The following is a 26441-nucleotide window of genomic DNA, read 5'->3' on the forward strand; positions in this document are numbered from 1 at the left end:
TCGTAGGAAAAACCTGAAATGCCAGCGCACTGATGGCCATTTGCTACAGAAGTTTTCCGCGAAAACTGTACCGTACGGTATAATTCGGGCCTGTTTGCACTCTCCATTGGCCGAGCACATTCCACCCATGAAAGGCACATTGCGTGAATGACTGGCGCGAGCACTTCATTGCCGTGGTGACGGGGTGCCGCAACGAAGGCGAGCTGTTCAGCGAGCTGACCCGACTTACCCGCGAGCTGGACTTCGAGTTCTGTTCCTATGGGCTGAAGAATCCGCTGCCGATCGCCGCCCCGCAGTTCATCCTGCGCTCCAACTACCCCAGCGCCTGGGAAGCCAGGTACGTGGCCGAGGACTATTTTTCCTGCGACCCGACGGTGGCCCACGGGCTGACCCGCACCACGCCCCTGCAGTGGGCCGCCGCGCAACAGCAGCACCAGCAGGCATTCTGGGAAGAGGCGCGGCACTACAGCCTGGACCACGGCTGGTGCCTGTCGGTGCAGGGCGACTACGGCACCATCGGCCTGCTGTCCCTGTCCCGCCCGGATGACCCGATCTCCACACTGGAACTGGACGCCAAGGAAGCCAAGCTCATCTGGCTGTCGCAACTGGCGCACAGTGCCATGACCGGCTTCTTTGCCCAGACCCACCTGCCCGAGGCCCAGAAGGCCCTGACCGCACGGGAGAAAGAAGTGCTCAAATGGACCGCCGTGGGCAAGACCTACAGCGAGATCAGCATCATCCTCACCATCGACAGCCGCACGGTGAAGTTCCACCTGGTCAACGCCATGCGCAAGCTGCAGGCCAGCAACAAGGCCGAGGCGACGGTGAAGGCGATTCTGCTGGGGATGCTTTTCTAGGCCAGGGCTGCATCAATAGCTGAAAATTCCCGACACAGCGACTAAGGTAGGCACAGATCGGTGCCCGCCCCTGGCCCGAGACAACAAGATGACGGTGAGCCGCCCCTGCGCGCGCCACGGTCGACGGGAGCCCAGCATGCAGCATACCCAGACCAGCCCGAGCGATCTCGCGGCCTTCGTCGACGATCACTTCCCCGAGCGCGGCATCCGCCCCGACCCTGTCATTGCGCAGTCCTGGTACCGCAGCGTGGTCGAGCATCGCCTCGACCCCGGCGCCGCCGGGCGTACCCATGTGCTGGGCGCCGACGCCATCCGCCAGCATCAACAGCAGCACCAGCAATACCTGGCCATCGCCAGCCAGGGCGTCAGCGGCCTGGCCAGGCGCGTGGTGCCGGCCGGGTTCGCGGTGCTGCTCAGCGACGAACACGGCATCACCCTCGACACCCGCCTGCCCGAAGCCAGCCACATCTATACCCAGGCCGGGCTGGTGGTGGGCGCGCGCTGGGACGAGTCGATTGCCGGCACCAACGGCATCGGCACCACCCTGGCCGCCGCGCAGCCGCTGATCATCCACCGCGAAGAGCACTTTCTGGCCTCCAACTTTCGCCTGAGCTGCTCGGTGGCGCCGATCTTCGACGCCCAGGGCCTGCTGCGCGGCTGCCTGAACGCCACTTGCCTGAACAGCAACGGGCCCAAGGAGGCGCAGTACCTGACCCTGCAACTGGTGATCCTGTATGCGCGGCTGATCGAGAACGCGCACTTTCGCGAGTGCTACCGCGACCGCCTAACCCTGTCGCTCAAGCCCATCGACGACATAGCCGACCTGGCCAACGAGCAGTTGCTGGCGCTGGACGACAACGGCCGCATCATCGGCGCCAACCGCGCCACCTTCGTTGCCCACCAGCGCGATGCGGCGCCGCTGCTGGGTGCGCGCATCGACAGCCTGCTGCCAACCTCGATGGATGAACTGCTGCACCTGACCCAGGGCGGTGCACGCGGCGTGCGCCTGCGCGGGCAGCAGGACGACGCCTTGCTGGATGTGGGCCTGCGCATACCGTCGCAGCGCCACCGCCCTGCCCCGGCCAGACCGCCGGTGCGCAGCAGCCACCCCGACCTGCAGCAGCTGGCCGGCGGCGATGCGCGCCTGCAACAGGCGGTGCAGCGGGTGCGCAAGGTGCTCGACAAGGACCTGCCGATACTGATCACCGGCGAGACCGGCACCGGCAAGGAGGCATTCGCCCGCGCCATCCACCAGGCCAGTGCGCGGCGCGCCGGGCCGTTCATCGCGCTCAATTGCGCGGCGATTCCCGAGACGCTGATCGAGAGCGAGCTGTTCGGCTACCGCGGCGGCAGCTTCACCGGGGCCGACAAGAAGGGCATGAAGGGCAAGCTGGAACTGGCCGCCGGCGGCACGCTGTTTCTGGACGAGATCGGCGACATGCCGGCGCACCTGCAAACCCGTTTGCTGCGGGTGCTGGCCGAGCGCGAGATCTTCCCGATCGGCGCCCAGGCGCCGGTGGCGCTGGACGTGCAGGTGGTGTCGGCGACCCACCAGGACCTGCACGGGATGATTGGCGACAAGCGCTTTCGCGAGGACCTCTACTACCGCCTGGGCGGCATGAGCCTGGCGTTGCCGGCCTTGCGCGAACGCAGTGACCGGGGCGCGTTGATCGAGCAGTTACTGGCGGCGCAGAGCAGCGGCGTGCGGCTGACCGAACAGGCCCGCCAGTGCCTGCATGCCCATGCGTGGCCGGGCAACATTCGTCAGTTGCTCAATGCGTTGCGCTACGCGGTGGCGTTGGCCGAGGACGGGGTGATCGACGTGGATTGCCTGCCGGCGGAGGTGGTGCAGGTGGTGCGCGACGAGCCGCTGCGCATCGACAGCCAGGACTCGGCCAGCGAGTTGCTGCAAAGGTTGCGGCGCCATCGCTGGAACATCAGTGCGGTGGCGGCTGAACTGGGGGTGGCGCGCTCGACGCTGTATCGGCAGATGAAGAAGTACGGGGTGGTGCAGCCCAATGATCGGTTGTGATGGCAGGGGTTGCTGTGCAACCCATCGCGGGTCGAGCCCGCTCCCACAGGCTGTGGGAGCGGGCTTGACCCGCGATGAGGCCCTAACAGGCTACCTGGGCCTCAGATCTGGATGTAGACCACATGGGTATGCGTGTACTCATACAACCCATGCTTGCCATCGGCCCCACCGATCCCCGACTTGCGCGTGCCGGCATGGAAGCCCTGCATGGCTTCGAAGTTCTCGCGGTTGATGTAGGTCTCGCCGAAATCCAGCGCGTTGCTGGCATGCATCGCTGCACTCAGGCTGCGCGTGTACAGCGATGAGGTCAGCCCGTATTCACTGTCGTTGGCCAGCGCAATCGCCTCGTCCAGACTCTCCACGATCTGGATCGGCAACACCGGCCCGAAGATCTCCTTGCGCATGATCTCCATGTCGGCCGAGCAGCCGGCCAGCACCGTCGGCTGGTAGTGGAAGCCCTGCCCGCGATCGGCCACCGCGCCCCCGGTCACCAGCTGCGCGCCCTGCCCGGTGGCGGTGCGCACCATCTGCCCGACCTTGTCCAGGGCGGCCTGGTTGATCAGCGGGCCCATGTCCAGGTCCGCCTCGGCCAGCGGGTCACCATAACGGGTGGCGGCCATGGCGCTGGCCAGTTTGTCGGTGAACTCATCCGCCACCTCGCGCTGCACGTACACCCGCTCGGCGCAGTTGCACACCTGCCCGGTGTTGATCACCCGCGACGCGGTGATCGACTTGACCGCCAGCTCCAGGTCCGCATCAGCCAGCACGATGGCCGGCGCCTTGCCGCCCAGCTCCAGGTTGAGCTTGGTGATGTTCGGTGCCGCCGCGGCCATGATCCGCGAGCCAGTGCCCACGCTGCCGGTGAAGCTGATCAGGTCGATGCCGGCGTGGCTGGTCAGGCGCTGGCCCACGGTCGCCCCGGTACCGCACACCACGTTGAACACGCCGCTGGGCAGGTCGGTCTCGGCCACCAGGCGGGCGAACTCGAAGCAGTTGATCGGTGTTTCCTCGCTGGGCTTGATCACGATGGTGTTGCCCGTGAGCAGGGCCGGCGCCATCTTGCGGGCGATCAGAAAGAACGGGAAGTTCCACGGCAGAATCCCGGCCACCACGCCCAGCGGCTTGCGCAGCAGAAAGATGCTTTCACCGGCGCGGTCGCTGGTGAGCACCTCGCCTTCCAGGCGTCGCGCCCACTCGGCCATGTAGTCCAGGTAGTCGGCGGTGAAGTTGACTTCGACCAGGGCCAGGCCGAGCACCTTGCCCTGCTCGGCGGTGATGATGCGCGCCAGGCGCTCGGCGTTGTCGCGCACCTTGCTGGCGATCTTGCGCAGGTAGCCGGCGCGCTCGATGGCCGGGCGCGTGGCCCAGCTCTTCTGGGCCTTGCGCGCGGCGGCAATGGCCTGCTCCACCTGCGCGTCACTGGCCTGGGGTACGCGCCCCAGCAGTTGTCCATTGGCCGGGTTGTGCACCTCGATCTGCGCGTCGCTGTCAACGAACGCATTGGCGATGTAGGTCTGGTAGATGACGTCACTCATGGGTCAATGGCTCCTTTTCAATGGGATGACTTGGCGCTGAACTGCTTCCAGGTATCGCCTTCCTGATGAAGGTCGTGGGCGCGCTTGATCAGGTACTGGTGGATCTGGTCGACCTGCTCGGGGGTGAAGGCGTCGGCGAACGACGGCATGCCATCCGGCACGCGGCCACCGAAGAGGATGCCGAGGAACATCTGGTGCTTTTCCGGGGTGAGCTTGCGCAGGTCGGGCAGCACGCCGCCGCTGACCGCGTGGATACCGTGGCACTGCGAGCAGTAACCGTCGTACAGCTTGGCGCCCGCCTCGATCGAAGCGGTGTCGTTGCTCAACGCGGGTGGTTTGGGGGTGTCCGGGCGTGGCGCCGGCTCTTGCAGCTTGGCGGTGCCGCCCAGCTTGTAGGTCAGCACCTGGGCGTACGGCTGCACGCCGGCCCGCAGCGACAGGGCCCCGGCAAAGGTGGAGAACGCACCGCCCCAGCCGGCCATGAATGTCACGTACTGCTCGCCATCCACGCTGTAGGTGACGGGCGCGGCCATCACGCCGCTTGCAGCCGGTTGCTCCCAGAGTTTTTCGCCGGTGTCGGCGGCATAGGCGATCACCCGCCCGTCGGCGCTGCCCTCGAACACCAGGTTGCCCGCGGTACTCAAGGTGCCGCCGTTGAAGATGGTCACGTAGGGCACTTCCCAGGCGGCCTGCTGCTTGACCGGGTCCCAGGCGATCAGCTTGCCCGACCAGCTCTTGGCCATCTCCAGCAGGCCTTCGGCGCCTTCGGGCATCATCCCGGTGCGCAGGCCCAGCTGGTACATGCTCTTGAACGGGTTGCGCTTGGGCGCCTCGGGGATGTGCTCGTAGTAGGCCGACATGATGTGCGCCGGGATGTACACCAGCCCGGTGTCGGGGTTGTACGACATCGGCTGCCAGTCATGCGCACCCCAGAACGCCGGGGTCACCAGGTTGCGCTTGCCGTTCTTCCAGTAGGCGGCGTTCTCTTCGTCCAGGATCGGCCGCCCGGTCTTCATGTCCATGCCCTTGGTCCAGCTCTGCGGCACGATGCCCTTGGCCGACAGCAGCTCGCCGGTGGCGCGGTCGATCACATAGAAGAAGCCGTTTTTCGGCGCCTGCATCAGCACCTTGCGCGGCTTGCCGTCGATGGGCAGCTCGGCCAGGATCATGTGCTGGGTGGCGGTGTAGTCCCAGGCATCGCCCGGGGTGGTCTGGTAGTGCCACACGTATTCGCCGGTGTCGGCATTGACCGCCACGATGGACGACAGGAACAGGTTGTCGCCCTTGGCCTGGCTACGCCATTTGGGGTCCCACAGCGAGCCGTTGCCCACGCCGATGTACAGCAGGTTCAGCTCCGGGTCGTAGGCGAACGAGTCCCAGGCGGTGCCGCCACCGCCCTGCTCCACATAGGCATCGCCGAACCAGGTCTTGGCGGCGATCTCCATGCCCTTGCCCTCGGGCGGCAGCTTGGGGTCGCCCGGCACGGTGTAGAAGCGCCACGCCTCCTTGCCGGTTTCGGCGTCGTAGGCGGTGACATAGCCCCGCACGCCGAACTCGGCGCCGCCGTTGCCGATCACCACCTTGCCGTTGACCACCCGAGGGGCGCCGGTGATGGTGTAGCTGCGCTTGTGGTCGGCGCGGGTGTCGACCGACCAGGCGCGCTGGCCGGTCTTGGCGTCGATGGCCTCCAGGCGCCCGTCGAGCACGCCCACGTAGACCTTGCCCTTCCACACCGCCACGCCACGGTTGACCGCGTCGCAACAGGCTTCGCCGGCGCGGTGGCGGTCCGATTGCGGGTCGTACTTCCAGATCAGCGTGCCGTCGCGCGCATCCAGCGCGTACACCACCGAGAACGGCCCGGTGGTGTACATCACCCCGTCGACCACGATGGGGGTGGCTTCCACGCCACGGTCCAGGTCCAGCTTGTAGCTCCAGGCCAGGCCCAGCTGGCCGACGTTCTGGTCGCTGATCTGCTTGAGCGGGCTGTAGCGCTGTTCGTCGTAGGTGCGCCCGGTGCTCATCCAGTTACCGGGCTCCTTGTCGGCGGCGATGATGCGCGCGCCATCGACGTTGGCCGGGATGTCCGCAGCCAGCGCCGGTGTACCCGCCAGGCTCAGCAGCACGGCAACGGCAAGGGATTTGAGGGGAAGCGAGGCGAGGCCAGTCTGTCTCATGGGAGTGTCCTGTTCTTATTAGTGGCGCAGTCTTCGCGCTGCGCCATCAGCTCATCGCAACCGCCATGCCAGCTGTGACATGAACCGCCACAACCGCTCTGGCACGCGGCTTTGCGCGCGCCGCACCGATGCCGCCCGCGCTGCAATCAACGCTACAGGTGTTGCATCACCCGCTACACAAGGCGCACACCTGTAGCGCAGTGCTGGCCCGGCGCACGCCACATTCACAAATCGAATGGCAGGGATTTCAACATTTAATTTGTGGATAGCTAAAGATGGTCATAACGTAGCGGTGCAATCCCTGAACGGGGCCGCCCGCCGCAGGCTGGCCCGGGGGACACAACAACAAACATCGAGACTGTCCATGTCCAGAACCACTTACTTCGCCCCCCACGGCGGGCACCCGGCTCAGACCGAGCTGCTGACAGACCGTGCCATGTTCACCGAAGCCTACGCGGTGATCCCCAAGGGCGTGATGCGTGACATCGTCACCAGCCACCTGCCCTTCTGGGACAAGATGCGCATGTGGGTCATCGCCCGCCCGCTGTCGGGTTTCGCCGAAACCTTCTCGCAGTACATCGTCGAAGTTGCCCCTGAAGGCGGCAGCGAGCGCCCGGAGCAGGACAAGAACGCCGAGGCGGTTCTGTTCGTGGTCGAAGGTGAAGTCGACATCACCCTGCAAGGCAAGCCGTACACCCTCAAGCCAGGCGGCTACGCGTTCATTCCGCCGGGCGCCGACTGGAGCCTGCGCAACAACAGCGCGGCCAACGTGACCTTCCACTGGATCCGCAAGCACTACCAGGAAGTCGAAGGCCTGGCGCACCCGGAAGCGTTCGTCACCAACGAACAGGACGTTACCCCGATCCCGATGCCGGGCACCGATGGCGCCTGGGTCACCACCCGCTTCGTCGACATGGCCGACATGCGCCACGACATGCACGTCAACATCGTGACCTTCCAGCCGGGCGGCACCATCCCGTTCGCGGAAACCCACGTGATGGAGCACGGCCTGTACGTGCTGGAAGGCAAGGCGGTGTACCGCCTGAACCAGGACTGGGTCGAAGTGGAAGCCGGCGACTTCATGTGGCTGCGCGCCTTCTGCCCGCAGGCCTGCTACTCGGGTGGCCCTGGCCCGTTCCGCTACCTGCTGTACAAGGATGTGAACCGCAACGTGAACCTGACGCTGAACCCAAAGCGTTAAGCAGGTAGCGATGCAGAAAGCCCGCCGTGACTGGCGGGCTTTTTTGTGGGGAAGTGACCCGCAGGCTCACACCGCCTGTGCTTCGAGCAGGCCGGTCAACACGCCCGCCAGCGCTCGTACCATCGGGTCGGCCGTCTGGCGATGCAGAATCAGAATCTCGTAGCTGTCGATCACCGGCAGGCCATCCGCCTCGCCGAGCACCCGGTGCTCGGCGGTGACGGCGCGTGGCGGCAGCAGGCTGATGCCCATGCCGTCGGCCACGGCGGCCTGAATGCCGCTGAGGCTGGAGCTGGTGAACGCGATGCGCCAGCGCCGGCCCAGGCTCTCCACTGCGCTGATGATTTCGTCGCGGTACAGCCCGCGTGGCGGAAAGGTCACCAGCGGGATCGGGTCCAGCGCCAGGGCCGGGTTGTGCGCGCTGTCGATCCAGCGCAATTGCTCCGGCCAGCTGGCCACCCCTTCGCGACCGTTGCGCCGCTGCTTGAGCAGCACCAGGTCGAGCTCGCCGTTGTCGTAGCTCTGGCTGAGGTCGCGACACAGGCCGCTGGTGACTTCGAGCTTGACCTGCGGGTGCTTGCGGTTGAACGCCGACAGCGCGTTGGTGGTGCGCCCGCCAACGAAGTCTTCCGGGACGCCCAGGCGCAGGGTCACGCCGACCGTGGCGCCGGCCAGGGCTTCGAGCATCTGGTCGTTGAGGGCGAGCATGTGGCGGGCATAGCCGAGCAGGGTCTGGCCGGCGTCGGTGGGCAGCACCTCGCGATTGCCGCGCTCGAGCAGGCGGTGACCGACCATCTCCTCGAGGCGCCGGACCTTCTGGCTGATGGTCGACTGGGTGGAATGCAGGCGCGTGGCCGCTGTGGTGAAACTGCCGCAGTCGGCCACCACCACGATGGCGCGCAGCAGGTCGAGGTCGAACAGAGACCTATTCGGTTTCAGACTGAGGGTCATGCGTAGATTCGATTCATGAATGGTGCAAGGGTTCTACCATGCGCCCCCCGGCGCGGCAACCAGTGACATGAACCCGCAGGCACCGGCCCTGTCGGCGAAGTGGCCGTCTATCGTCGATAGAACCAACTGTTGATTGAATAGTTTAAATACATCCAAACGTTAAACCGATTACTACCCGATCAGGTAGTTACGCAGTGCGCGCCAGTGGGATCTAATTCATGTGCGTGGAGGGCCCAACGCACATTGAACCTGTTGAACACGGAGTGTTTATGTCGACCCGCATGTTTATCACCGCCGCACCGGTGGGTGCAGTGTCTCGTTTCGTCTCACCGAAAGAGCCGAAGTTTCTCGATAACTCGGAACTCGCCGCCCAGGACGACTCACTTGAAAGTGTATTGTTGAATGCAGGTTGGAAACGCGTTGCGGCGGGCGGCCTGCGCACCCGCGTCAACCCCGGCGCCGGTACCCGGGCGCTTGTGGCTGTCAGTGCAACAACCCTCGAATGGCTCGAATCAAGGAAGACCCAGCAGGACATCGTGTTCACTCTGACCGGCAGCGGCTGGCAGCTGGATAACGACGGCGCGCTGGTTCAGCATGATCCCCTGCACCAGGGCTACCTGCCGCCAAGCCTGGTCGAAGCGCTGCGCAGCGACTCCCCCGCAGCCTATGAAACCTTGATTTCACAGGGCTGGGAGGTCTGCGCAGCCGGTTACTGGAACCCCATGCGGGCCGCGTCACCGTACCTTCCCATTACCCCGGACGCCATTATCGAAGCCAGCGTGCACGCCGCCGCCGAAGGCGCGGCGATCCTCCACCTGCACACCCGCGACCTGTCCGACAGCCTCACCCTGTCGATCCCCGGCAACACGCAGACCATCTCCCTGGGGGCCCAGCAAAACCATATCGATGTCGACCAGTACAACCAGATAGTACCGGCACTGCATCAACGTATTCCTTCGGCCATCATCAACCTCTCGACCAGTGTACGCGGCGGTCGCAACTTCGAAAGCCCGATACGCCGGGCGCACTTGCATCACTATGGCCTGAATAAACGCGGGCCAGATGTAAGTTCATTCAGCCCCGGCCCGGTTATATTCCAGGCCGGTGGCGGTTATGAAAACTCACCCCAGTTTCTTGAACAGCAACTTGAACACTTGAACACCTGCGCCATTCGCCCGGAAGTTGAAGTGTTCAACAGTTCGATACTTGATAATGCACTCGGCCCGAACCTGCGCGGGCTGTCCCAGGCAGGCAACCCGATACTGTTCATGCTGGTCGCCGGCGTGGATCAGTTCCGCCGAGCCGAAGACGGCAGTGTCAGCGACGATTCGCTGATTCCGGTAGCCGACCGGGAAGCAGTCTATGGGCTGATCAAGCAGGACACCCCGGCGTCTCTGGCGCACGCCATCGAACTGGCGTCGTCGCGCTTGCAGCCGTTTGTGCAACGCATCCGCCGTGAAGTGCCCGACGCGGTCATTTCAATCCTGGCACCCGGGCCGATGCTGAGGATACTGGCGGAGGTGGCGCTGAGCCTGCGCCTGGACGGTGTACGAGTCGGCCTGGAAGATGCGTTGCATGTACCGGATACGCTGGCGCCCGGCGGCTCGCGCAAGGCCACCACCGCCGATCAGGTGCGCTACGTGCGCAAGCGGCTCGAAGCACTGGGCGTGAGCCTGCAAGACGCCGAGCAGACCCGCGACCGGCTGAACATGCCGCTGGACCAGGTGAGACTGTTTCGCGAGGCAGCGGCAACGCTGAAAAGCCTGGAACTGGAAGGCCCCCCCACGGCGCCACGCCCCATCGCCCGGGCACTGCTCGATGCGCTCCAACCCCTGCAGCAGCGCTACCTGGAACGTGAGGCGGCGTTCATCGGACATGTATCGGCACGCCTCGCCGAAACCCTGGCCGGGCAGGCACCCGTCAGCGCAGAACGCCTGGCCGAGGTGGCGATCGAGACCATTTTCGACAGCGGCCTGTACGTGCGCTACTTCATCGAAGAGCGTGACCGTTACCGCCTGCCGCTGAACCAGTTCGGCAAGCGCCTGTATGCCGTGCAGGCGCTCAACTTCATTCGTGAATTGAACGACGAACACGGCGTGACGAACCTTGCCTGGGACCAGGCTCTGGACACCCTGGCGACGCAGGACCAGTTACCCCGCGACAGCTATCGAATCGTACCGCACCAGTACAAGGGCCAGGACCTGCGCTTTCTTGAATACCTGGCGTCGCTACCGTGTCGCTACAACAGCAGCAGAACCCTGGTGGTCAACACCGTACTGCGCACCGACCCCGACTACAGCATGACCATGGCCCTGCTGTTCGAAGGCATTCACCAACTGACCTCGCGCCTGCGCGGCGATTCGTCTGCCGAACGCAAGACACACGGCACGCGGCTTTACCACGTGCAGGCGCAGGACGTGCAGGATGTGCACGCAACTACCCTGCCCAACCCGATACGCCACTACCAATGGGCCGTACTGCCCAGCACACCCACCACCAATTACCCGCAAGGCATTGCCCTGGGCAAGGGCCTGGCTTCGACCTTCTCGAGTTTCCTGCAAGGCATCGGGCAATCGTCGGTGGCGCTGCTGGGCATTGTGCATTCGGGCCTTGATGCCCAGGACAACCCGATCATCGAATCGGCCATGCTGCACAACCGGTTCATCCTCGGCACGCAGTGGCACAGCCAGGTCGTCAGCCACTCGGCACGCCTGATCTATGAGCAGGTGATACTGCCCCGCATCATTGCGCAACCGAACGCCCTCAGGTTCTGCCCCGATGGCTTGGTGGCCCGCGATGACAACGGGTTGCCACTGGACCACGCCGGACGCCCCGCCACCCGGCTTTCCTTCCAGGGCATCGAAGACCTTCAGCGCCTGCACTTCTGTGCCCACAGCTCTGGCGCCGCCACATTGCAGCAACTGGACAATGCCATGCGCGAGGACATGCAGCGCCTGGGCTACTCCGTTCTGGAACAGGAGGAAATATTCAACCGTGCGGTGGCCATTTCGTTCGGCTCCGCCACCGACATCGACACCACCCTACAAGGCACGCCGGTCATCGATATCACCGCCTACAACGATATACGCAGCCTGGCCGGTACCACCACGCACGACTACATCCCGGCCAAGGCCTGCGCCAACACCGCGACCATCGCGCAGCTTCACGGCGGCGTGGCTGCACAGCACCGCTACGATCAGGCCAGCTGGGCGTTCTACAAGGAAGGCAAGGGACGCAAATTGCTGCGCCTCAAGGATGTGGTGCTGCGCCACGACCCGGTACGGGCCCATGACGGTCACTCGATCCGACGTTATCTGGAGGGTGCACCGGCCACCTTGCACGACCTGTTGAACCTGTTCCTCGAGGCGCCGTTGAACATCCGCGCCGACATGCTCATGCGCGAGTTCTACGCCACTCAACAGACCACCCGTCACTGAAGGGATGCCTGAATGAAAATCGCAATTGTGGGCGCTGGATGCAGCGCCGTTCTGCTCTGCAAGGAACTGGCACGCCAGGGGCATGACGCAGCGGTGTCGGAAATCACCGTGTACGAAACCACCGGCCACTTCGGCCCGGGGCTACCCTACGGCCAGGCCACCACGACACCGGAGTTCATTCTGAACATGGCCACTTCCACCCTGGGCACGGACGTCGAACATGCCTATGGGTTCCTGAAATGGCTCAAGGCCCAGCCTGGTTGCGAAACCACCGACCTGAACGACTATGTCAGCCGCCGGCAGATGGGCCAGTACCTGGCCAAGGAGCTGGAGCTTGCCCGTCACACCCTGGCCCGGTTCAACATCCGATTGCGAACCCTCGCGCAAACCGTCATCGACGTGAAGGCCGAGCACCCCGGTTACACCGTGACCACCGCACAGGGCGATGAACGCTTCGACAACGTTGTGCTGGCGGTCGGGCACTTGAAGAAGCAGACGCCCTACCCCGACCTGGCGCACTACTACGCCAACCCCTATCACGATCTGGAGCGCCTGAAGACGCAGGTCAGGCCGGGGGCCACCGTCGGCATCCTGGGCACCAAGCTGACCGCAGTGGACATGGCCCTCATGCTCAGCGGGCTGGGCGCCGGACATGTCGCGATCTACTCCAATTCGGGGCGTATCCCGCTGGTGCGCGGGGCCGTGCTCGACAACCCGGTGGGCACGCAGCGACGCTTGCCAGAGCGCGTCTCGATCAGTGGCTTCCTGAACAGCTTTCGCCGCATGCGCAGCTTCAGCGCCGAGTACAAGGGCCTGTTTGCACCGCTGGAACCGCTGGAACGCCTGCAGCGGGAGATCCAGGCGGCGGCCCATGTGCGTGACTGGCAGATCTGGCTGGACGCCACCAAGACCTGGATCGACGAGTTCTGGACACGGCTGGACAACGTGCAGAAGCGTCGCTTCCAGCGCAAGTACCAGGGCCTGTGGATGTCCTATCGCCACCCCATGCCGCTGGACAATGCACTCAAGCTCGAAGCGCTGATCAAGGCAGGCCGGATATCCATTCACCGCGGCTACAAAGCCACCCGCGCGGATGCGCAAGGCAACATCCTGATCGACCTCAGCGGGCAGACCCTGAGCGTCGACTACGCCATCGACGCCACCGGTTTTGCCGGCAACCTGGCGCGGCTGGACTCACCGCTGATAGAAAACCTGCTCGACCGCGGCCTGATCCGGCAGAACAGCCACGGCGGCATCGCGATCAACCCTACCACCCACCTGATCGATGGGCAGCGGGGGGTGTATGCGATCGGGCCATTGACCCAGGGCTCGCTGTTCTATGTGTCAGCGATCGAACGCCTGGCGGTGCATGCGCGCAACCTGGTCACTCACCTGATGACCAACAACAGCCGCGTGCAACCGTCGTTGTCGAGCCTGCAGCAATAGGCATCTGCTCACGACAGCAGGCCCAGCGCGAACGCGCGGGCCACCGCTGCCGTGCGGTTCTTGCCGCCGAGCTTGGCCACCGCATTCTTGGTGTGGAACTTGACGGTGTTGACCGAAATGCTCAGTGCCAGCGCCACCTCCTTGCAGTTCTTGCCGGCGGCATAGTGCTTCAAAGCCTCGCGCTCGCGTGCGGTCAGCCTGTCGTCGCCAGGGCTTGCAGAGGGGTCGAGGTGATCACTGTCCAGCGGGGTATGCGACATGACTCATTCTTCCTTAAAGAGTAAGTGCATCAGCAGTGCTATTCAGCCGATGAGGTTGGGTACCGAGGAAATCAGCAGCGAAATGCCGGAGACCGTGAGCAGGCTCAGCACGACGCGGCGAAACTGCACGTCGCTGATGCCGATATACAGGCGTGTGCCGAGGAACGTCGGAATCAGCATCGCCGGCGCGACAATGGCGAAGTAGGGCAGCATCTCGCGCGTGGCAATGCCGGTACTGAGGTAGGTGCCCATGGTGACCAGCAGCATGGACAGGTTGAAGTTCTGGATAATCGAGCGCTGCACGTCGCGGTCGTACCCCTTGAGGGTGCACCACAGGGTCGGCACAGTGCCGGTGAAACCGCCCAGCCCGCCCATGATGCCGCCGGCCATGCCGATCACACCGTCGGCGATCTTGCCCTCGGCAGTGATTTTCGGCAGGTTCTTGGCAAACAGCATGGCTGGGCACCAACTCACCAGCAGGGTGCCCAGAATGGCCTTGAACCAGTTCATGTCCAAGCTGGGCAGCAGCGCGACGCCGAGTGGGATGCCGGCCAGGCCGCCAAGCACGAAGGGCAGCAGGCGCTGCATGTTGAAGCCCCGGCGTACCGAAATGGCCGCCACCACCTGGCCGGTCAGCGCCCCGAACACCGCCAGTGTGGCAGCCAGCTTCGGGTCGAGTACCCAGGCCCAGAACGACATGGCCACCAGGCCGAATGCAAAACCCGAGAGCCCCTGAACAAAGCCGGCCACCACTGCTCCGACCGTTACAATCAAATAAACCGTAAGCACCTGATATCCCCCTTTCCCTGGCGCACCCTCATGGTGCGCCTGGCGGGAAGTATGGTACCGGGTCTGTAAAGTTGGAAATTTGAATCCTGTATCAGCCTATAAAACAATGTTATTGCGACACTTCAATCTGTCGTGACCAGCCACTGTTCATTGACCGGTGACGTCGATAAAACAGCAACTTTTGCGGCGCGTTTGAGTGCCCGTGCAAAGAGCGCCTGTTCGACCGCATTGGCACCATTGATACGCTGAAACAGGCTCATGGGTGACAGCCGCCAGCCAAGGCGATGGCGCACCCTGCCGACATTGCACAGGCGCACGAGCTCTTCGGCAACATCTGCCGGCACGATGGCCACGGCCTGCTCGTTGGTCGCCACCAGCTCACCGATGAACCTGGACGACAAGCTCTCGACCATGGGTGAAGGGGGGGTGATGCCGGCATTGAGGAAGAAGTCGATGAGTTGCTCGCGGATCGGCGTCTGGCGTGGGCCGAGCACCCAGTCCAGCCGAGCCAGTGCCTGCAGGTCGAGTGGCCGCTGGTTGAGGTGCGTCGCCAGGCGTTCGTGGGCAATCAGCCGGGGTTCCTGGTGATACAGCACCTCGTGTTGCAGATCGGGCACGTCCGGCAGCGCGGACGTGCGGCCGATCACGCAGTCGAGTTCGTGGGCCTGCAGGCGCTCCAGCAGGTGGGCGCTGGAGCCCTCGTGCAAGGTCACCGATATGCGCTTGCCGCAGGAGCGGGTCTGGTTGATGGCGGTGGCCAGCAGGCGCCCGGGTAGAAACGGTATGACGCCCACGTTCAAGTGTGCTGCACGACCCTGGGTCATGGCTTCGATGTCCATCGCCCAGTGATCGAGGTCGGCCAGCATCCCCCTGGAGCGGGCGACGATCAGGTTGCCCAGTTCAGTGGGCAGCATGCCGCGCGGTGAGCGTACAAAAAGGGGGGCGCTGAACAGGCTTTCGAGGTCGGCGAGGATCTGAGTGATCGCCGGTTGGCTGGTGGACAGCCGCAGCGCAACCTGGGTCAGCGAGCCATGCGCCTGAATGGCCTGAAGCACCAGCAGGTGTTTCATTTTCAGGCGGCTGGCAAGTCGTCGTGACAGTGAGGTTTCAAAGGGTAAGCGAGTCCTTTCGGTTTTCATACAATTCCATCATAAGAAAGTTATTATCCGTTCTATGCAGAACGTACACGCCCGTATGAGGTTAGTACGAAACACGCGCAATGATTGGCCGCAATTAAAACTTCCCAATTATTTAAATTGCACACTTCCCGACACTGTTTGCAGGTATAAGTTCGCCACAAAAAACCGTCAAACCAACACTACCCCTACCCCCCATATCGGTAAAACGCCCAGCAACCACACCGCCAGACGCGGCCAGTACGGCAACAGCATCGCCACCCCGAACCCGGCCAGTGAAATACCGCCAAACCAGGCTACCGGCCCCATCGCCCAGCCCCAGGCCACGCCACTGACCCACAGGCTGATGGCCAGCGCCGACCAGCCCGCCGACCGCAGGGCCACCCTCAACCAGGGTGCAGGTGCCCTGCCCCACACCTGCTTGTAGTGCCGCTCCAGCCCCAGGCACAACGCCAACATGCCCACATAGGCAAACACCACCACGCCGATCATCAGCATGTCATTGCCCCTCCACCGCTACCGTCGCACGCTTGCGCGCAGGTTTTTCTTCACGCGGCGCCACGCAGCGCCATGCCGCATACGCCAGCAACCCACCCAGCACCACGCTGGTGGCCTCCAGCACGCGGTGCGCCGGGTCGTGCTGCGCGGTCAACGCGCCCAGCACCGGCAGGCCGATGCACAGTACCGCGGTCAGCCCCAGCTGCTCGGCCCAGGCGCGCTGCGCCGGACGCAAACCGGCATGCAGCAGCGACAGCAACCACACCGCGAAGAACGCCTTGACCTCCCAGTTGGCCCGCTGCGCCAGCTCCACCGGCAGCAGGCGGTTGGCCCACAGCAAGCCTGCGCAGGCCAGCATCAGGCCGGCGACGAACGCCACGTTGAAGCTCTCGGCCACCTTGTACCAACGCTGCGCCGACACCGAGGCACTGGCGTATTTGCGCCGGCGCTTGACGCAGAACAGCACCAGCCCGGTGCCGATCATCGCGGTGCTGACCAACGCACACACGAAGTACAGCCAGCGCATCGGATAGCCGCCGAACTGCGCGAAGTGCAGCCCCGCCATCACCCGCTGGGTGAGCACGGCAGGCCGCATGTCGGGCACATCGCGCAGCAGCTCGCCGCTGACGCCGTCGAACACCATGGCCTGCCCCTTGCTCAGGGCGATGCGATAGCCCAGGGTCGGGCGCACCTCGATCCGCGCGGCCGCCGTACCGGGGTTGGAGATACCGATGCTGCTGATGGCGCCCAGCCGCTCTTGCGCGCTGGCCAGTACCGGGGCCAGGTCGACCAGCGCGGCTGGCTGCTTGAGCGCCGCGCGCGGCGTGGGCAGACGCTGCTCGCCCTGGGCCTTGTAGTACGCCTGGTTGTCACCCTCGAACAGCGCATCCACCGCCGCCGGCATGTAGATCAGCAAAAAGATCACCAGCCCGGTGTAGGTGATCATCAGGTGAAACGGCAACAGCAGCACCGCGCTGGCGTTGTGAAAATCCAGCCACGAGCGCTGGCCCTTGCCGGGGCGGAAGGTGAAGAACTCCTTGAAGATCTTCTTGTGGATCACGATGCCGCTGACCAGCCCCACCAGCATCACGATCGCCAGGGCGCCGACCACGAAGATGCCCCAGTTGCGCGGCAGGTTCAGGGTGAAGTGAAAGCGGAAGAAGAAGCTGCCGCCGGCCGTTTCGCGCACCTCGATCGGCTCGCCGGTATGCGGGTCGAGCGGGGTGCCGCCACCGCGTCGACGCTCGCCGGACGCTACCTGCAAACCGGGCGAACGCGCATCCGGCAGGCTGATGTTCCAGTTGCTGGCGCCCGGTGCATGCTGGGTCAGGTAGGCCAGCCCGCGTTGCGCGGCCTGCAACTGGGTGAGGTCGTGGCTGCGCACCTCGGGGCGCATCCAGTTGTCGATTTCGCTGTCGAACACCGCCAGCGTACCGGTGGCGAATATCGCGAACAGCAGCCAGCCGAAGATCAGGCCGGCCCAGGTGTGCAGCCACGCCATGGATTGGGTGAAGGTATTTTTCATCTCACAGGCTCCACAACTGCGGCCAGAAGCCGACCGCCGCCAACGGCACCGCCAGCGCCGCCGGCCACCACGCACGCAGGGCATCGCGACTGGCGAAGGCCCACAGGAACGCGCAGGTGTAGAACGCAAAGGACGGCAGGCTGGCCACGATCACCGCATCCACCGCAGGCATTGGCAGCACACGGGCCAGAAAAGCCGTGGCCGCATAGCTGAATGCATAGCCGCCCAGCAAGGCGGCCGCCGCGCGCGACACAATCAACAACCAGACCGGTCGGGTGTTGCTCATCAGGTTTCTCCTTGTGCTGCCGCTGGCAGGCGCAGGTTCACGCGCAGGCCCGGCTTGAGGTTCTGTGCCCATACCTGGCCGCCCTGCAATTGCACCCGGCAACGGGCGATCGTCAGGCCCAGGCCGAAGCCATCGCCGCCCGGGCGTGCGGCGTCGAGTCGGGTGAAGGGTTGGAAGATGGTCTCCAGCGCAGCCTCGGCCACGCCGGGGCCCTGGTCGTCGATCCACAGGTGCCAGCAATCGCCATCGCGCCGGCCGCCCAGGCGCACCTGCCCGTTGGCAGGCGAATGGCGGATGGCATTGCGCACGATGTTTTCCATCGCCTGGGCCAGGCCGTTGAGGTGGCCGCGCACCAGGCAGTCTTCGGTGAGCGCCATGGGCAGTTGCCCCTCGCGCCAGCCGGACTCGAAACAGGCGTTCTCGCGTACCACCTCCCACAGGGTCTGCACCTCGACCGTGTCCAGCGCCAGTTGCGGGCGCTCGGTGCCGAGCCACACCAGCTCCAGGGTGTCGTCGACCAGCTGGCGCATGCACTGCACCTCGCGGGTCAGGCGCTCGCGCAACACGTCATCGTCGGGCTCGTTTTCGGCGGCCATGTGCAGGCGCGTCAACGGCGTGCGCAACTCGTGGGACAGGTCGGCGAGCAGGCGCTGCTGCAGCGACACGGTCTTTTCGAGGCGCTCGGCCATGTGGTCGAAGGCCCGCCCCAGATCGCCCAGTTCGTCGCTACGCCGGGAAATCGCCGGGTCGACCCGGGTGTCCAGGCGGTCGGCACGCAGGGCATTGGCCTGGGCGCGCAGGTGCGCCAGCGGGCCGATCAGCACGCGGTACAGCAGAAAACCCGCCAGCAGTGCCAACAGCGCCGGCAGCAGCCCGTGGATCAGCAGTTGCACCAGCAGCGGACGCATCGACGGCATGAAGCGCTCGGGCAACTGGATCACCAGCCTGCCGGCCTGGGGCGCCTCGGGGAACGGCACGCTGATCGCCGGCAGCTCGGTGGAACGCTTGCTCATGGGCCAGTCGAGCTCGCGCATGAACGTCACGTACTTCTGCTGCTCATCGGTCAGCGTCTGGCTGCTCAACGAGCGCAGGTCGCTGCCCAGCACCAGCGCCCAGCCCGGCTCGCGGATCTTCAGGTCGGCCAGCCACCGGTCGACGCCTGGCGTACCGCCGCTGCGCCACGCCGCGTGGGCCTCCACGGCGTAGCCCTTGAGCACCTGGCGCGCCTCCTCGCTCAGGTGATAGCTCCTGCGCTCCAGGTGCGCACCGCCCGAGCGGCTGAACCAGATGATCGACAGGCACAGCACCACCAGCAGCGCGCACAGTTTCCACAGCAGCGAGTGACGTCCGGGCAAGCTCATGCCGGCACCTGTGTCAGCACGTAGCCCTTGCCCCATACCGTGGCCAGGCGGCCGGCATAGCCGATGGCGGCCAGCTTGCGGCGCACGTGGCTGACGTGCATGTCCAGCACGCGGTCCTGCTGGGAGAACGGCCTGTGCAGCACCTGCTGGTAGAGGAACGGCTTGCTCAGCACTTCCTCGGGGTGCGCCAGCAGCACTTGCATCAGGCGGTACTCGATGGGGGTGAAGCTGGCCACCGCGGCGCCCAGCTGCATGTCCTGGCGCATGTCCTTGCGCAGCGCCGCCGGCTCGCCCTGCGCGCCTTCCGGCGCGGCCCGCTCATAGGCGACCCGGCGCAGTACCGCATCGATGCGCACGTCCATCTCGTTCATGCTGAACGGCTTGGGCAGGTAGTCGTCGGCGCCCTGGCTGAAGCCGACGATGCGGTCCTGCTCGGCACCCAGTGCCGACATCAGGATCACCGGCACCATGAACCGCTCGCGCAATTCACCCAGCAGTTGCAGGCCGTCGCGACCGGGCAGGAGGATGTCCATCAGGATCAGGTCGAAGGCCGTCCAGGCCTGCAGGTCGGTGCTGTCGTCCACGCCATGACAGACGCTCACATCGAAACCGCGGCGACGCAGGTGCTGTTCCAGATGGGCCGCCAGCAGCGGATCGTCCTCGACGGCCAGAATCTTCGTGGCAGGTTGTGCTGATAGATAACTCACGCTTCACCTTGGGTAGTACGGGTGTAGAGGGCCTGAAAACACAAAAAAGCCGCCCCGGGCCGATCGATGCGCGATCGACCCGGGGCAGCCTGTAGGCAATGGCGGCTCAGAACGAGATGTTCAGTGCCGCGAACAGCGCCCGGCCCGGCTGGTTGTAGGTGTTGGCGCCCGAACTGCTGGCGTTGCCACCCCGGTGGATCTGCTTGTCGAACACGTTGTTCACGCCAAAGCGCACGTCGTAGTTCTTGGTGATCTTGTAGCCGGTGCTCACATCGACCAGGCCGTAGGCTTCGACGTCCTGCTGGGCATCCAGGTCGTAGTTCTGCTGGGTGCGGTAGTTGTAGGTCGGCGACTTCTGCTTGCCGAAATAGGTACCGGCGACCTGGAACGACAGCTTGTCGGTGGCACGCCAGTCCAGGGTGCTGTTGACCGTGTACTTGGGAATCACGCTCAGCGGCTCGCCGGTGTCGCGGTTGTCGTTGTTGAGCATCAGGGTGAGGTTGGTGTTCCAGTCCAGCGACGGGGTCAGCTCGACGAAGAAGTTGCCTTCCACCCCTTCCACCAATGCCTTGTCGGCGTTTTCCCAATGGGTCACGCGGCGACCGCTGTTGATGTCGTAGATCACGTCGGTGCCACCGATGATCTTGTTCTTGTAGTCGTTGCGAAAGTACGTCGCGCTGGTGCGCCAGGTGCCACGGTCGTAGAGCAGGCCGATTTCCTTGTTGACGCTGGTTTCGGGGTCGAGGTTGGGGTTGCCCTGCAGGTAGCAGCCACCGTTGTTGGTCTGCTGGGTGCTGCAACCGTTGCCCCGGCTGTAGAGCAGGTAGTTGGGGTTGGCCTGGTACAGGTTCGGGGTCTTGTAGGCCCGTGCGATACCGCCCTTGACGGTGAGGTCGTCGGTGAGCTTGTGCGCCACGTTCAGGCTCGGGCTGTAGTTGTCGCCGAACTCTTCGTGGTGGTCCAGGCGCAGGCCCGGGGTGATGGTGGTGTCGCCGATCACGATGTTGTCTTCGGCGAACAGGGCAAAGCTCTTGGCCGACATCTTCGAGTCGCTGCGATCGAAGCCTGCGATTTCATTGCCGGCACCACCGCTGGGGTCGAAGCTTTGCGGACGCAGCGAGCCCTTGTCGTTGAGCACTTCGTACAGGTACTCGCCACCCAGGGTCAGCACATGTTCGCTGCTGTCGAGGCTGAACGGCAGGTTCACTTCGCTGGACAGGCGCGTGTTGCGCAGGCGCGACATGTCGGCACCGGTGTCGTTGATCGAGCCTTCCGGGCCACCGGCCAGACCTTCGTTGAGGCGCCAGTTGCGCACGTATTCATACGACAGCGACGACTTGGTCGAGCCCCACTGGAAGTCGCCCAGGTGCGTGAGGTCGTAGGTGCTGCGTTGCATCACGTTGGTTTCGTGGCCGTACAGGCTGGAGATGCGCTCCACGTCACCGCCGCCGTTGCTGTTCATGGTGTCGCCGGCGTAGATATTGCCCTGGCGGCTGTAGCCGCTGCCCAGCTCCAGGCGGTGTTCATCGTTCAGGCGCCAGCTGAGCAGGCCGTTGATGTCCTTGTTGCGCACGCCTTCGCGGCCGGCCACCAGCGCGCTGTTGGCGCTCTTGGCGTTGATGTCCAGGTCATCGGCGTCGGTCTTGGCCAGGCCGCCATACACACGGAACGCCAGGTCGTCGGTGAGGCCGCCGCTGAGGCTGAAGTTGGTGCGCTTGCTGGCGCCTTCGGCGTGGTCTTCGGGCAGCGTGGTGAACAGGCTGACGTTGCCCTGCAGCTCCTGGGTGGGGCGCTTGGTGATGATGTTGACCACCCCGCCCATTGCGCCGGAGCCATAGCGTGCAGCAGCCGGGCCGCGCAGGATCTCGATGCGCTCCACCGCCTCGGCCGGTACCCAGTTGGTTTCGCCACGGGTGTCGCGGTCGCCGTTCCAGCCGTAGCGCACTGCGTTGCGGGCGCTGGAGGGCTTGCCGTCGATCAGGATCAGGGTGTTTTCCGGGCCCATGCCGCGCAGGTCGATCTGGCGGTTGTTGCCGCGCGCGCCGCTGGCGCTGTTGCCGGTGAGGTTGACCCCCGGTTCGCGACGGATGATGTCGGACAGGTCGTTGGCGGGCGGGTGACGCTTGATGTCCTCGGCGGTGATGATCGAAGAGCCCAGTGCCTGCTTGGCTTCCTGCTCGGCGGTGACCATGGTGTTCTGGATCACCAGGGTGTTCTCGCCGTTCTGCTCGTCATCGGCCTGGGCCGAGGTGGCAATCAGGGCCGGCGATGACAGCGCGACAAAGGCCCAGGCCAGGCTGTTGTGGGTACTTCTGGACTGCATTTCACGTCTCCGTCACATCAAGCACAAGGGCAGCCTGCACGGCAGGGCTGCCACAAAGAGACGCCAAATATAATGATTCTCAAATGGGTTTAAATCTTATTTACGAAATTTACACATGGTTTCGCCTGGGCTGATAACCGATCTGTCTAATTTAATAAACAAACCATCAGTCATCACCCGCGAAAAAACGGAAAAATCGGCAATTTTGCGTTTTATCTGCGAACACCCCGCCTCAAAGTGGAAATATTAATTGACACTTGTCTGTCAATTTTCTTATGGTCCGTGCCTCCTGTATGCCATCACTGCGCCACCCCTGCCGAGCACCGCCCAACGATGCCTACCCGCGATCCAGAGCGGGCCGTTGCTGCTCGACACCGTGAAATCAAGGACCTGATCATGTTGCTGCGTCGCCTGCGAATTCAATGGAAGATCACCTTGCTGGCGGGCCTGTGCCTGCTGGCCGTCGTGGTGGTGCTGATGGTGGCGACACGGGTGCAGTCCTCGCGCAGCGCCACGCTGGTGAGCAGCGCCAGCACCCAGATGCTCGACCAGAACGCGCGCCTGCGCCTGCACACCTACGCGCAGCTGCAGGCGGCGCAGATCCAGCGCTACTTTCAGAGCGCCTACCTGTACGGCAACGGTTTTGCAGACCTGGTGATGTACCTGCGCGCCCAGGGCAATGGCGACCTGCGCCAGGTCCTGACCCGCGAAACCGAACGGGCGCTGGGCAACAACCCCGAACTGCTCGGGCTGTACCTGGTGTTCCTGCCCGATGCGCTGGACGGCAAGGACGCGGCCTTCGTCAACCAGGCCGGCGCGGGCAGCAACGAGGCCGGACGGTTCTCGTTGTACTGGTCGCAGCCCAGCCCCGGCACCCTGGAGCGCGAGGCGATGCCTGAATCGATGCTCGCCGACACCAGCGTCTCGGCCAATGGCTCGGTCTCCAACCGCTGGCTGACCTGCACCCTGGAGAGCGGTGACACCTGCATGGTGGAGCCCTACTTCGACACCGTGGGCGACCGCACCCCGCTGACCACCAGCATCTCCATCCCGCTCAAGCACAACGGCAAGCTGATCGGCGTGCTGGGTGTGGACATCAGCCTGGACAACCTGCAGCTGCTGAGCCTGGAGGGGCGCAAGGACCTGTTCGACGGCAACGGGCAGGTGAGCATCGTCAGCGCGACCGGCCTGCTGGCCGGGCACAGCGAGGACAGCGGCCAGTTGAGCAAGCACTTCGAGCAGGTGTTCGGCACCGGCTCCAGGGCCCTGGCCGAACAGATGCGTGCCGGCAAGGCGGCCGAATTCAACGACAACGGCCTGCTGCAGGTGAGCCAGTCGTTCGCCCCGGTGCCCGGTGCCCAGCCGTGGAGCGTGCTGCTGGAGGTGCCCGAGCGGGTGCTGCGTGCGCCGGCCGTGGCACTCAACAATCGCCTGGACACCTACAATGCCAGCGCCAACCTCGGCAGCCTGTTGATGGCACTGGTGGCCGCGGTGGTGGGGTTGCTGGTGATCTGGCTGACCGCGCGCGGCGTGACCCGCCCGATACTGGACGTGGCGGCGATGCTCAAGGACATCGCCAGTGGCGAGGGCGACCTGACCCGGCGCCTGGAGTATGCGGGCAAGGACGAGCTGGGTGAGCTGGCGGGCTGGTTCAACCGGTTTCTCGACAAGCTGCAGCCGGTGATTGCCGACGTGAAGGCCTCGGTGCACGACGCACGCGGCACCGCCGACCAGTCGGCGGCACTGGCCAGCCAGACCAGCGCCGGCATGCATCAGCAGTACCGCGAGGTGGACCAGGTGGCGACGGCGTCGCACGAGATGAGCGCGACTGCGCAGGATGTGGCGCGCAACGCCGCGCAGGCCGCCGAGGCTGCGCGCGGCGCCGACCATGCCAGCCGCGAAGGCCTGGAGCTTATTGGCGACACCACCCGCGCCATCGAACAACTGGCCGGCGAGATGACCACCAGCATGCAGGAGGTGGAACACCTGGCCACGCGCAGCGAGCAGATCGGCTCGGTGCTGGACGTGATCCGTTCGATTGCCGGGCAGACCAACCTGCTGGCATTGAATGCCGCCATCGAGGCAGCGCGGGCGGGGGAAGCCGGGCGCGGCTTTGCAGTGGTGGCCGATGAAGTGCGCAACCTGGCCAAGCGCACCCAGGACTCGGTGGACGAGATTCGCGTCGATATAGAAGGGTTGCAGCAAGGCACCCGCGAGGTGGTGGAGGCCATGCACAACAGCCACCGCCAGGCGCAGGACAGCGCGGCGCGTGTGGAGCAGGCATTGCCGGCCCTGCAGCGCATTGGCGATGCGGTGGCGGTGATCACCGACATGAACCTGCAGATCGCTTCGGCGGCGGAGGAACAGAGTGCCGTGGCCGAGGAAGTGAACCGCAACGTGGCGAGCATTCGCGACGTGACCGAATCGTTGTCCGGGCAAGCCGAGGAATCGGCGCAGATCAGCCAGACACTCAACCGGCTGGCCAATCATCAGCAGGGGCTGATGGCGATGTTCAGGGTGTGATGGGGTTGGCGAGGCGCAACGGTTTAGGCATGAATACGGTCGGCGGCGCGCCATAACGAAAAAAATACTAACTCTTTGGATTCAAATAGAAGATTTTTTCTATAAAAACCAAACAAACCGAACAACAGTCAAAAATTTTCTCCGTCATCGTCGGTAGGCTACCTACCTGCCCTTCACGTGCACAAAAAGACGATGACCATGCCAGAACTACCGCTGTACCTCGACTACGCCGCTACTACTCCGGTCGATGACCGGGTGATCGAAGCCATGCTGGCCTGCCTCGGCCGCCAGGGCAATTTCGGCAACCCCGCCTCCACTGGCCACGGCTATGGCCAGGCCGCCCGACAGGCCGTGGACCACGCGCGCCAGCAAGTGGCCGACCGGGTTGGCGCTACCGCACACGCCCTTGTATGGACCTCGGGCGCCACCGAGTCCAACAACCTGGCCCTCAAAGGCATTGCCCAGGGCCAGCCTGGGCGCCGTCACCTGATCACCAGTTGCCTGGAGCACAAGGCGGTGATCGACACCGCCCATGAACTGGAGCGCCAGGGCCACACGGTCACCTGGCTCAAGCCCGATGCACAGGGGCTGATCCAGCCCGAGGCCGTGCAGGCGGCCTTGCGCGAGGACACCGCACTGGTGTCGTTGATGTGGGTGAACAACGAACTCGGCACCCTCACCGACATTGCCCGCATCGGCGACATCGTGCGCGAACACGGCGCACTGCTGCACGTGGACGCGGCGCAGGCGGTGGGCAAGGTGGCCATCGACCTGGGCACGCTGGCGGTCGACCTGATGTCGTTTTCGGCGCACAAGGTCTATGGGCCCAAAGGCATCGGTGCGCTCTACGTCGGCCCGCGTGCGCGCCCCGTGCTGCAGGCGCAGATGCATGGCGGCGGGCACGAGGGCGGTATGCGCTCGGGTACGCTGGCCACGCATCAGATTGTGGGCATGGGCGCGGCGTTCGAGCTGGCGGGCGTGCAAGGTGATGCGCAAAGCATGCGCATCGAGCAACTGAGCCAGCGCCTGCGTGAAGGCTTGCTGGCCCTGCCGGGCGTGACCCTGAATGGGTGCGCGCAGCAGCGCATCCCGCACACCTTGAACCTGTGCATCAGCCGCAGCGGGTTCAACAGCGCGCAGGTGGCCGGCAGCCTGGCGCTGTCGTCGACCTCCGCGTGCAGCTCGGCCACCCAGGCCCCTTCGCATGTGCTGCTGGCACTGGGGCTGGATGCCGGCCAGGCGCTGAGCAGTGTGCGGGTGAGCGTGGGGCGGTATACCGAGATGGCGGATGTGGAGCGGGCGATCGAGGTGTTCAGGGCTGCGCTGCAGGCGCCGGCAGGGTTCTGGTAAAGCGGCTGCAGGAGCCGGCCTTGCCGGCGATGGTGCGTATAGCACCCCTGGCC

The 26441-nt window shown here is 64.7% G+C and carries 19 protein-coding genes and 1 pseudogene; 8 read left to right on the forward strand and 12 right to left on the reverse strand.

The annotated features are described in order from the left end of the window. Window positions 1-143: 143 nt before the first annotated feature. Both LOY33_RS16390 and LOY33_RS16395 read left to right on the forward strand, forming a co-directional pair. Entirely contained in the window at window positions 144-857 is a 714-nt protein-coding gene (locus LOY33_RS16390; RefSeq protein ID WP_043861163.1) for a LuxR family transcriptional regulator, read from the forward strand. Between the two features lie 136 nt (window positions 858-993). Then, the gene (locus LOY33_RS16395; protein ID WP_258659402.1) at window positions 994-2889 is read left to right on the forward strand and encodes a sigma-54-dependent Fis family transcriptional regulator; all 1896 of its coding nucleotides are present in this window, start codon (window positions 994-996) and stop codon (window positions 2887-2889) included. A gap of 101 nt (window positions 2890-2990) precedes the next feature. On the opposite strand, the gene aldA is transcribed toward LOY33_RS16395, so the two are convergent. Then, entirely contained in the window at window positions 2991-4424 is a 1434-nt protein-coding gene (gene aldA, locus LOY33_RS16400; RefSeq protein WP_258659403.1) for an aldehyde dehydrogenase, read from the reverse strand. 17 nt (window positions 4425-4441) lie between these two features. After that, window positions 4442-6598, reverse strand: coding sequence for a PQQ-dependent dehydrogenase, methanol/ethanol family (locus tag LOY33_RS16405; RefSeq protein WP_258659404.1), 2157 nt, complete (start codon window positions 6596-6598; stop codon window positions 4442-4444). Between the two features lie 364 nt (window positions 6599-6962). Between LOY33_RS16405 and LOY33_RS16410 the strand changes: the two genes are divergently transcribed. Beyond that, window positions 6963-7799 (forward strand): bifunctional allantoicase/(S)-ureidoglycine aminohydrolase, encoded by an 837-nt coding sequence (locus tag LOY33_RS16410; protein ID WP_043861160.1) that lies wholly within the window; start codon window positions 6963-6965, stop codon window positions 7797-7799. 66 nt (window positions 7800-7865) lie between these two features. Here the strand turns inward: LOY33_RS16410 and LOY33_RS16415 are convergent, their stop codons facing one another. After that, complete coding sequence (locus LOY33_RS16415) at window positions 7866-8747, reverse strand: LysR substrate-binding domain-containing protein (RefSeq protein WP_058541275.1); 882 nt, start codon at window positions 8745-8747, stop codon at window positions 7866-7868. A 281-nt stretch (window positions 8748-9028) separates the two neighbouring features. On the opposite strand from LOY33_RS16415, the gene LOY33_RS16420 reads away from it, so the two are divergent. Both LOY33_RS16420 and LOY33_RS16425 read left to right on the forward strand, forming a co-directional pair. Then, the gene (locus LOY33_RS16420) at window positions 9029-12184 is read left to right on the forward strand and encodes a 3-keto-5-aminohexanoate cleavage protein (RefSeq protein ID WP_408980705.1); all 3156 of its coding nucleotides are present in this window, start codon (window positions 9029-9031) and stop codon (window positions 12182-12184) included. 12 nt (window positions 12185-12196) lie between these two features. After that, the gene (locus tag LOY33_RS16425) at window positions 12197-13630 is read left to right on the forward strand and encodes an FAD/NAD(P)-binding protein (RefSeq protein WP_116054926.1); all 1434 of its coding nucleotides are present in this window, start codon (window positions 12197-12199) and stop codon (window positions 13628-13630) included. An 8-nt stretch (window positions 13631-13638) separates the two neighbouring features. On the opposite strand, the gene LOY33_RS16430 is transcribed toward LOY33_RS16425, so the two are convergent. From LOY33_RS16430 to LOY33_RS16470, 9 genes are all read right to left on the reverse strand, one after another. Further along, a complete protein-coding gene (locus LOY33_RS16430; RefSeq protein ID WP_058541278.1) occupies window positions 13639-13890 on the reverse strand; it encodes a response regulator transcription factor in 252 nt (83 codons plus the stop codon). A 42-nt stretch (window positions 13891-13932) separates the two neighbouring features. Continuing rightward, on the reverse strand, window positions 13933-14640 hold the full coding sequence (locus LOY33_RS16435) for a sulfite exporter TauE/SafE family protein (RefSeq protein WP_235593702.1): 708 nt from the start codon (window positions 14638-14640) through the stop codon (window positions 13933-13935). Window positions 14641-14801: 161 nt separating this feature from the next. Further along, window positions 14802-15749 (reverse strand): LysR family transcriptional regulator, encoded by a 948-nt coding sequence (locus LOY33_RS16440; RefSeq protein ID WP_238596472.1) that lies wholly within the window; start codon window positions 15747-15749, stop codon window positions 14802-14804. A gap of 237 nt (window positions 15750-15986) precedes the next feature. Next, window positions 15987-16313: a DUF3325 domain-containing protein gene (locus LOY33_RS16445; RefSeq protein WP_116054932.1), complete on the reverse strand. Its 327-nt coding sequence runs from the start codon at window positions 16311-16313 to the stop codon at window positions 15987-15989. A gap of 1 nt (window position 16314) precedes the next feature. Further along, window positions 16315-17838, reverse strand: coding sequence for a PepSY domain-containing protein (locus LOY33_RS16450; protein WP_258659406.1), 1524 nt, complete (start codon window positions 17836-17838; stop codon window positions 16315-16317). A 1-nt stretch (window position 17839) separates the two neighbouring features. Beyond that, the gene (locus LOY33_RS16455) at window positions 17840-18124 is read right to left on the reverse strand and encodes a hypothetical protein (RefSeq protein WP_043861156.1); all 285 of its coding nucleotides are present in this window, start codon (window positions 18122-18124) and stop codon (window positions 17840-17842) included. Then, window positions 18124-19485 (reverse strand): cell wall metabolism sensor histidine kinase WalK, encoded by a 1362-nt coding sequence (locus LOY33_RS16460; RefSeq protein ID WP_088515198.1) that lies wholly within the window; start codon window positions 19483-19485, stop codon window positions 18124-18126. Before LOY33_RS16460 ends, LOY33_RS16455 begins: the two co-directional genes overlap by 1 nt. Further along, window positions 19482-20192: a response regulator transcription factor gene (locus LOY33_RS16465; protein ID WP_104572668.1), complete on the reverse strand. Its 711-nt coding sequence runs from the start codon at window positions 20190-20192 to the stop codon at window positions 19482-19484. Before LOY33_RS16465 ends, LOY33_RS16460 begins: the two co-directional genes overlap by 4 nt. A 106-nt stretch (window positions 20193-20298) precedes the next feature. Then, the gene (locus LOY33_RS16470; protein WP_058541284.1) at window positions 20299-22515 is read right to left on the reverse strand and encodes a TonB-dependent siderophore receptor; all 2217 of its coding nucleotides are present in this window, start codon (window positions 22513-22515) and stop codon (window positions 20299-20301) included. Between the two features lie 657 nt (window positions 22516-23172). On the opposite strand from LOY33_RS16470, the pseudogene LOY33_RS26110 reads away from it, so the two are divergent. From LOY33_RS26110 to LOY33_RS16480, 3 genes and pseudogenes are all read left to right on the forward strand, one after another. Then, window positions 23173-24180, forward strand: a pseudogene (locus LOY33_RS26110) (HAMP domain-containing protein); the annotation flags it as partial. A 102-nt stretch (window positions 24181-24282) separates the two neighbouring features. Continuing rightward, window positions 24283-25038, forward strand: a complete 756-nt coding sequence (locus LOY33_RS26115; protein WP_370409154.1) for a methyl-accepting chemotaxis protein — start codon at window positions 24283-24285, stop codon at window positions 25036-25038. 198 nt (window positions 25039-25236) lie between these two features. Further along, entirely contained in the window at window positions 25237-26388 is a 1152-nt protein-coding gene (locus LOY33_RS16480; protein WP_100633310.1) for a cysteine desulfurase family protein, read from the forward strand. Window positions 26389-26441 lie beyond the last annotated feature (53 nt).

It is taken from the genome of Pseudomonas sp. B21-036 (assembly GCF_024748925.1).
GTDB lineage: Bacteria > Pseudomonadota > Gammaproteobacteria > Pseudomonadales > Pseudomonadaceae > Aquipseudomonas > Aquipseudomonas palmensis.

Excerpts from the sequence above, each read along its gene's own strand:
- LOY33_RS16395 (WP_258659402.1), top strand. The coding sequence starts at position 994 with ATGCAGCATACCCAGACCAGCCCGAGCGATCTCGCGGCCTTCGTCGAC.
- aldA (WP_258659403.1), bottom strand. The coding sequence starts at position 4,424 with ATGAGTGACGTCATCTACCAGACCTACATCGCCAATGCGTTCGTTGAC.
- LOY33_RS16405 (WP_258659404.1), bottom strand. The coding sequence starts at position 6,598 with ATGAGACAGACTGGCCTCGCCTCGCTTCCCCTCAAATCCCTTGCCGTT.
- LOY33_RS16410 (WP_043861160.1), top strand. The coding sequence starts at position 6,963 with ATGTCCAGAACCACTTACTTCGCCCCCCACGGCGGGCACCCGGCTCAG.
- LOY33_RS16415 (WP_058541275.1), bottom strand. The coding sequence starts at position 8,747 with ATGACCCTCAGTCTGAAACCGAATAGGTCTCTGTTCGACCTCGACCTG.
- LOY33_RS16420 (WP_408980705.1), top strand. The coding sequence starts at position 9,029 with ATGTTTATCACCGCCGCACCGGTGGGTGCAGTGTCTCGTTTCGTCTCA.
- LOY33_RS16425 (WP_116054926.1), top strand. The coding sequence starts at position 12,197 with ATGAAAATCGCAATTGTGGGCGCTGGATGCAGCGCCGTTCTGCTCTGC.
- LOY33_RS16430 (WP_058541278.1), bottom strand. The coding sequence starts at position 13,890 with ATGTCGCATACCCCGCTGGACAGTGATCACCTCGACCCCTCTGCAAGC.
- LOY33_RS16440 (WP_238596472.1), bottom strand. The coding sequence starts at position 15,749 with ATGAAACACCTGCTGGTGCTTCAGGCCATTCAGGCGCATGGCTCGCTG.
- LOY33_RS16445 (WP_116054932.1), bottom strand. The coding sequence starts at position 16,313 with ATGCTGATGATCGGCGTGGTGGTGTTTGCCTATGTGGGCATGTTGGCG.
- LOY33_RS16450 (WP_258659406.1), bottom strand. The coding sequence starts at position 17,838 with ATGAAAAATACCTTCACCCAATCCATGGCGTGGCTGCACACCTGGGCC.
- LOY33_RS16455 (WP_043861156.1), bottom strand. The coding sequence starts at position 18,124 with ATGAGCAACACCCGACCGGTCTGGTTGTTGATTGTGTCGCGCGCGGCG.
- LOY33_RS16460 (WP_088515198.1), bottom strand. The coding sequence starts at position 19,485 with ATGAGCTTGCCCGGACGTCACTCGCTGCTGTGGAAACTGTGCGCGCTG.
- LOY33_RS16470 (WP_058541284.1), bottom strand. The coding sequence starts at position 22,515 with ATGCAGTCCAGAAGTACCCACAACAGCCTGGCCTGGGCCTTTGTCGCG.
- LOY33_RS26115 (WP_370409154.1), top strand. The coding sequence starts at position 24,283 with ATGCATCAGCAGTACCGCGAGGTGGACCAGGTGGCGACGGCGTCGCAC.
- LOY33_RS16480 (WP_100633310.1), top strand. The coding sequence starts at position 25,237 with ATGCCAGAACTACCGCTGTACCTCGACTACGCCGCTACTACTCCGGTC.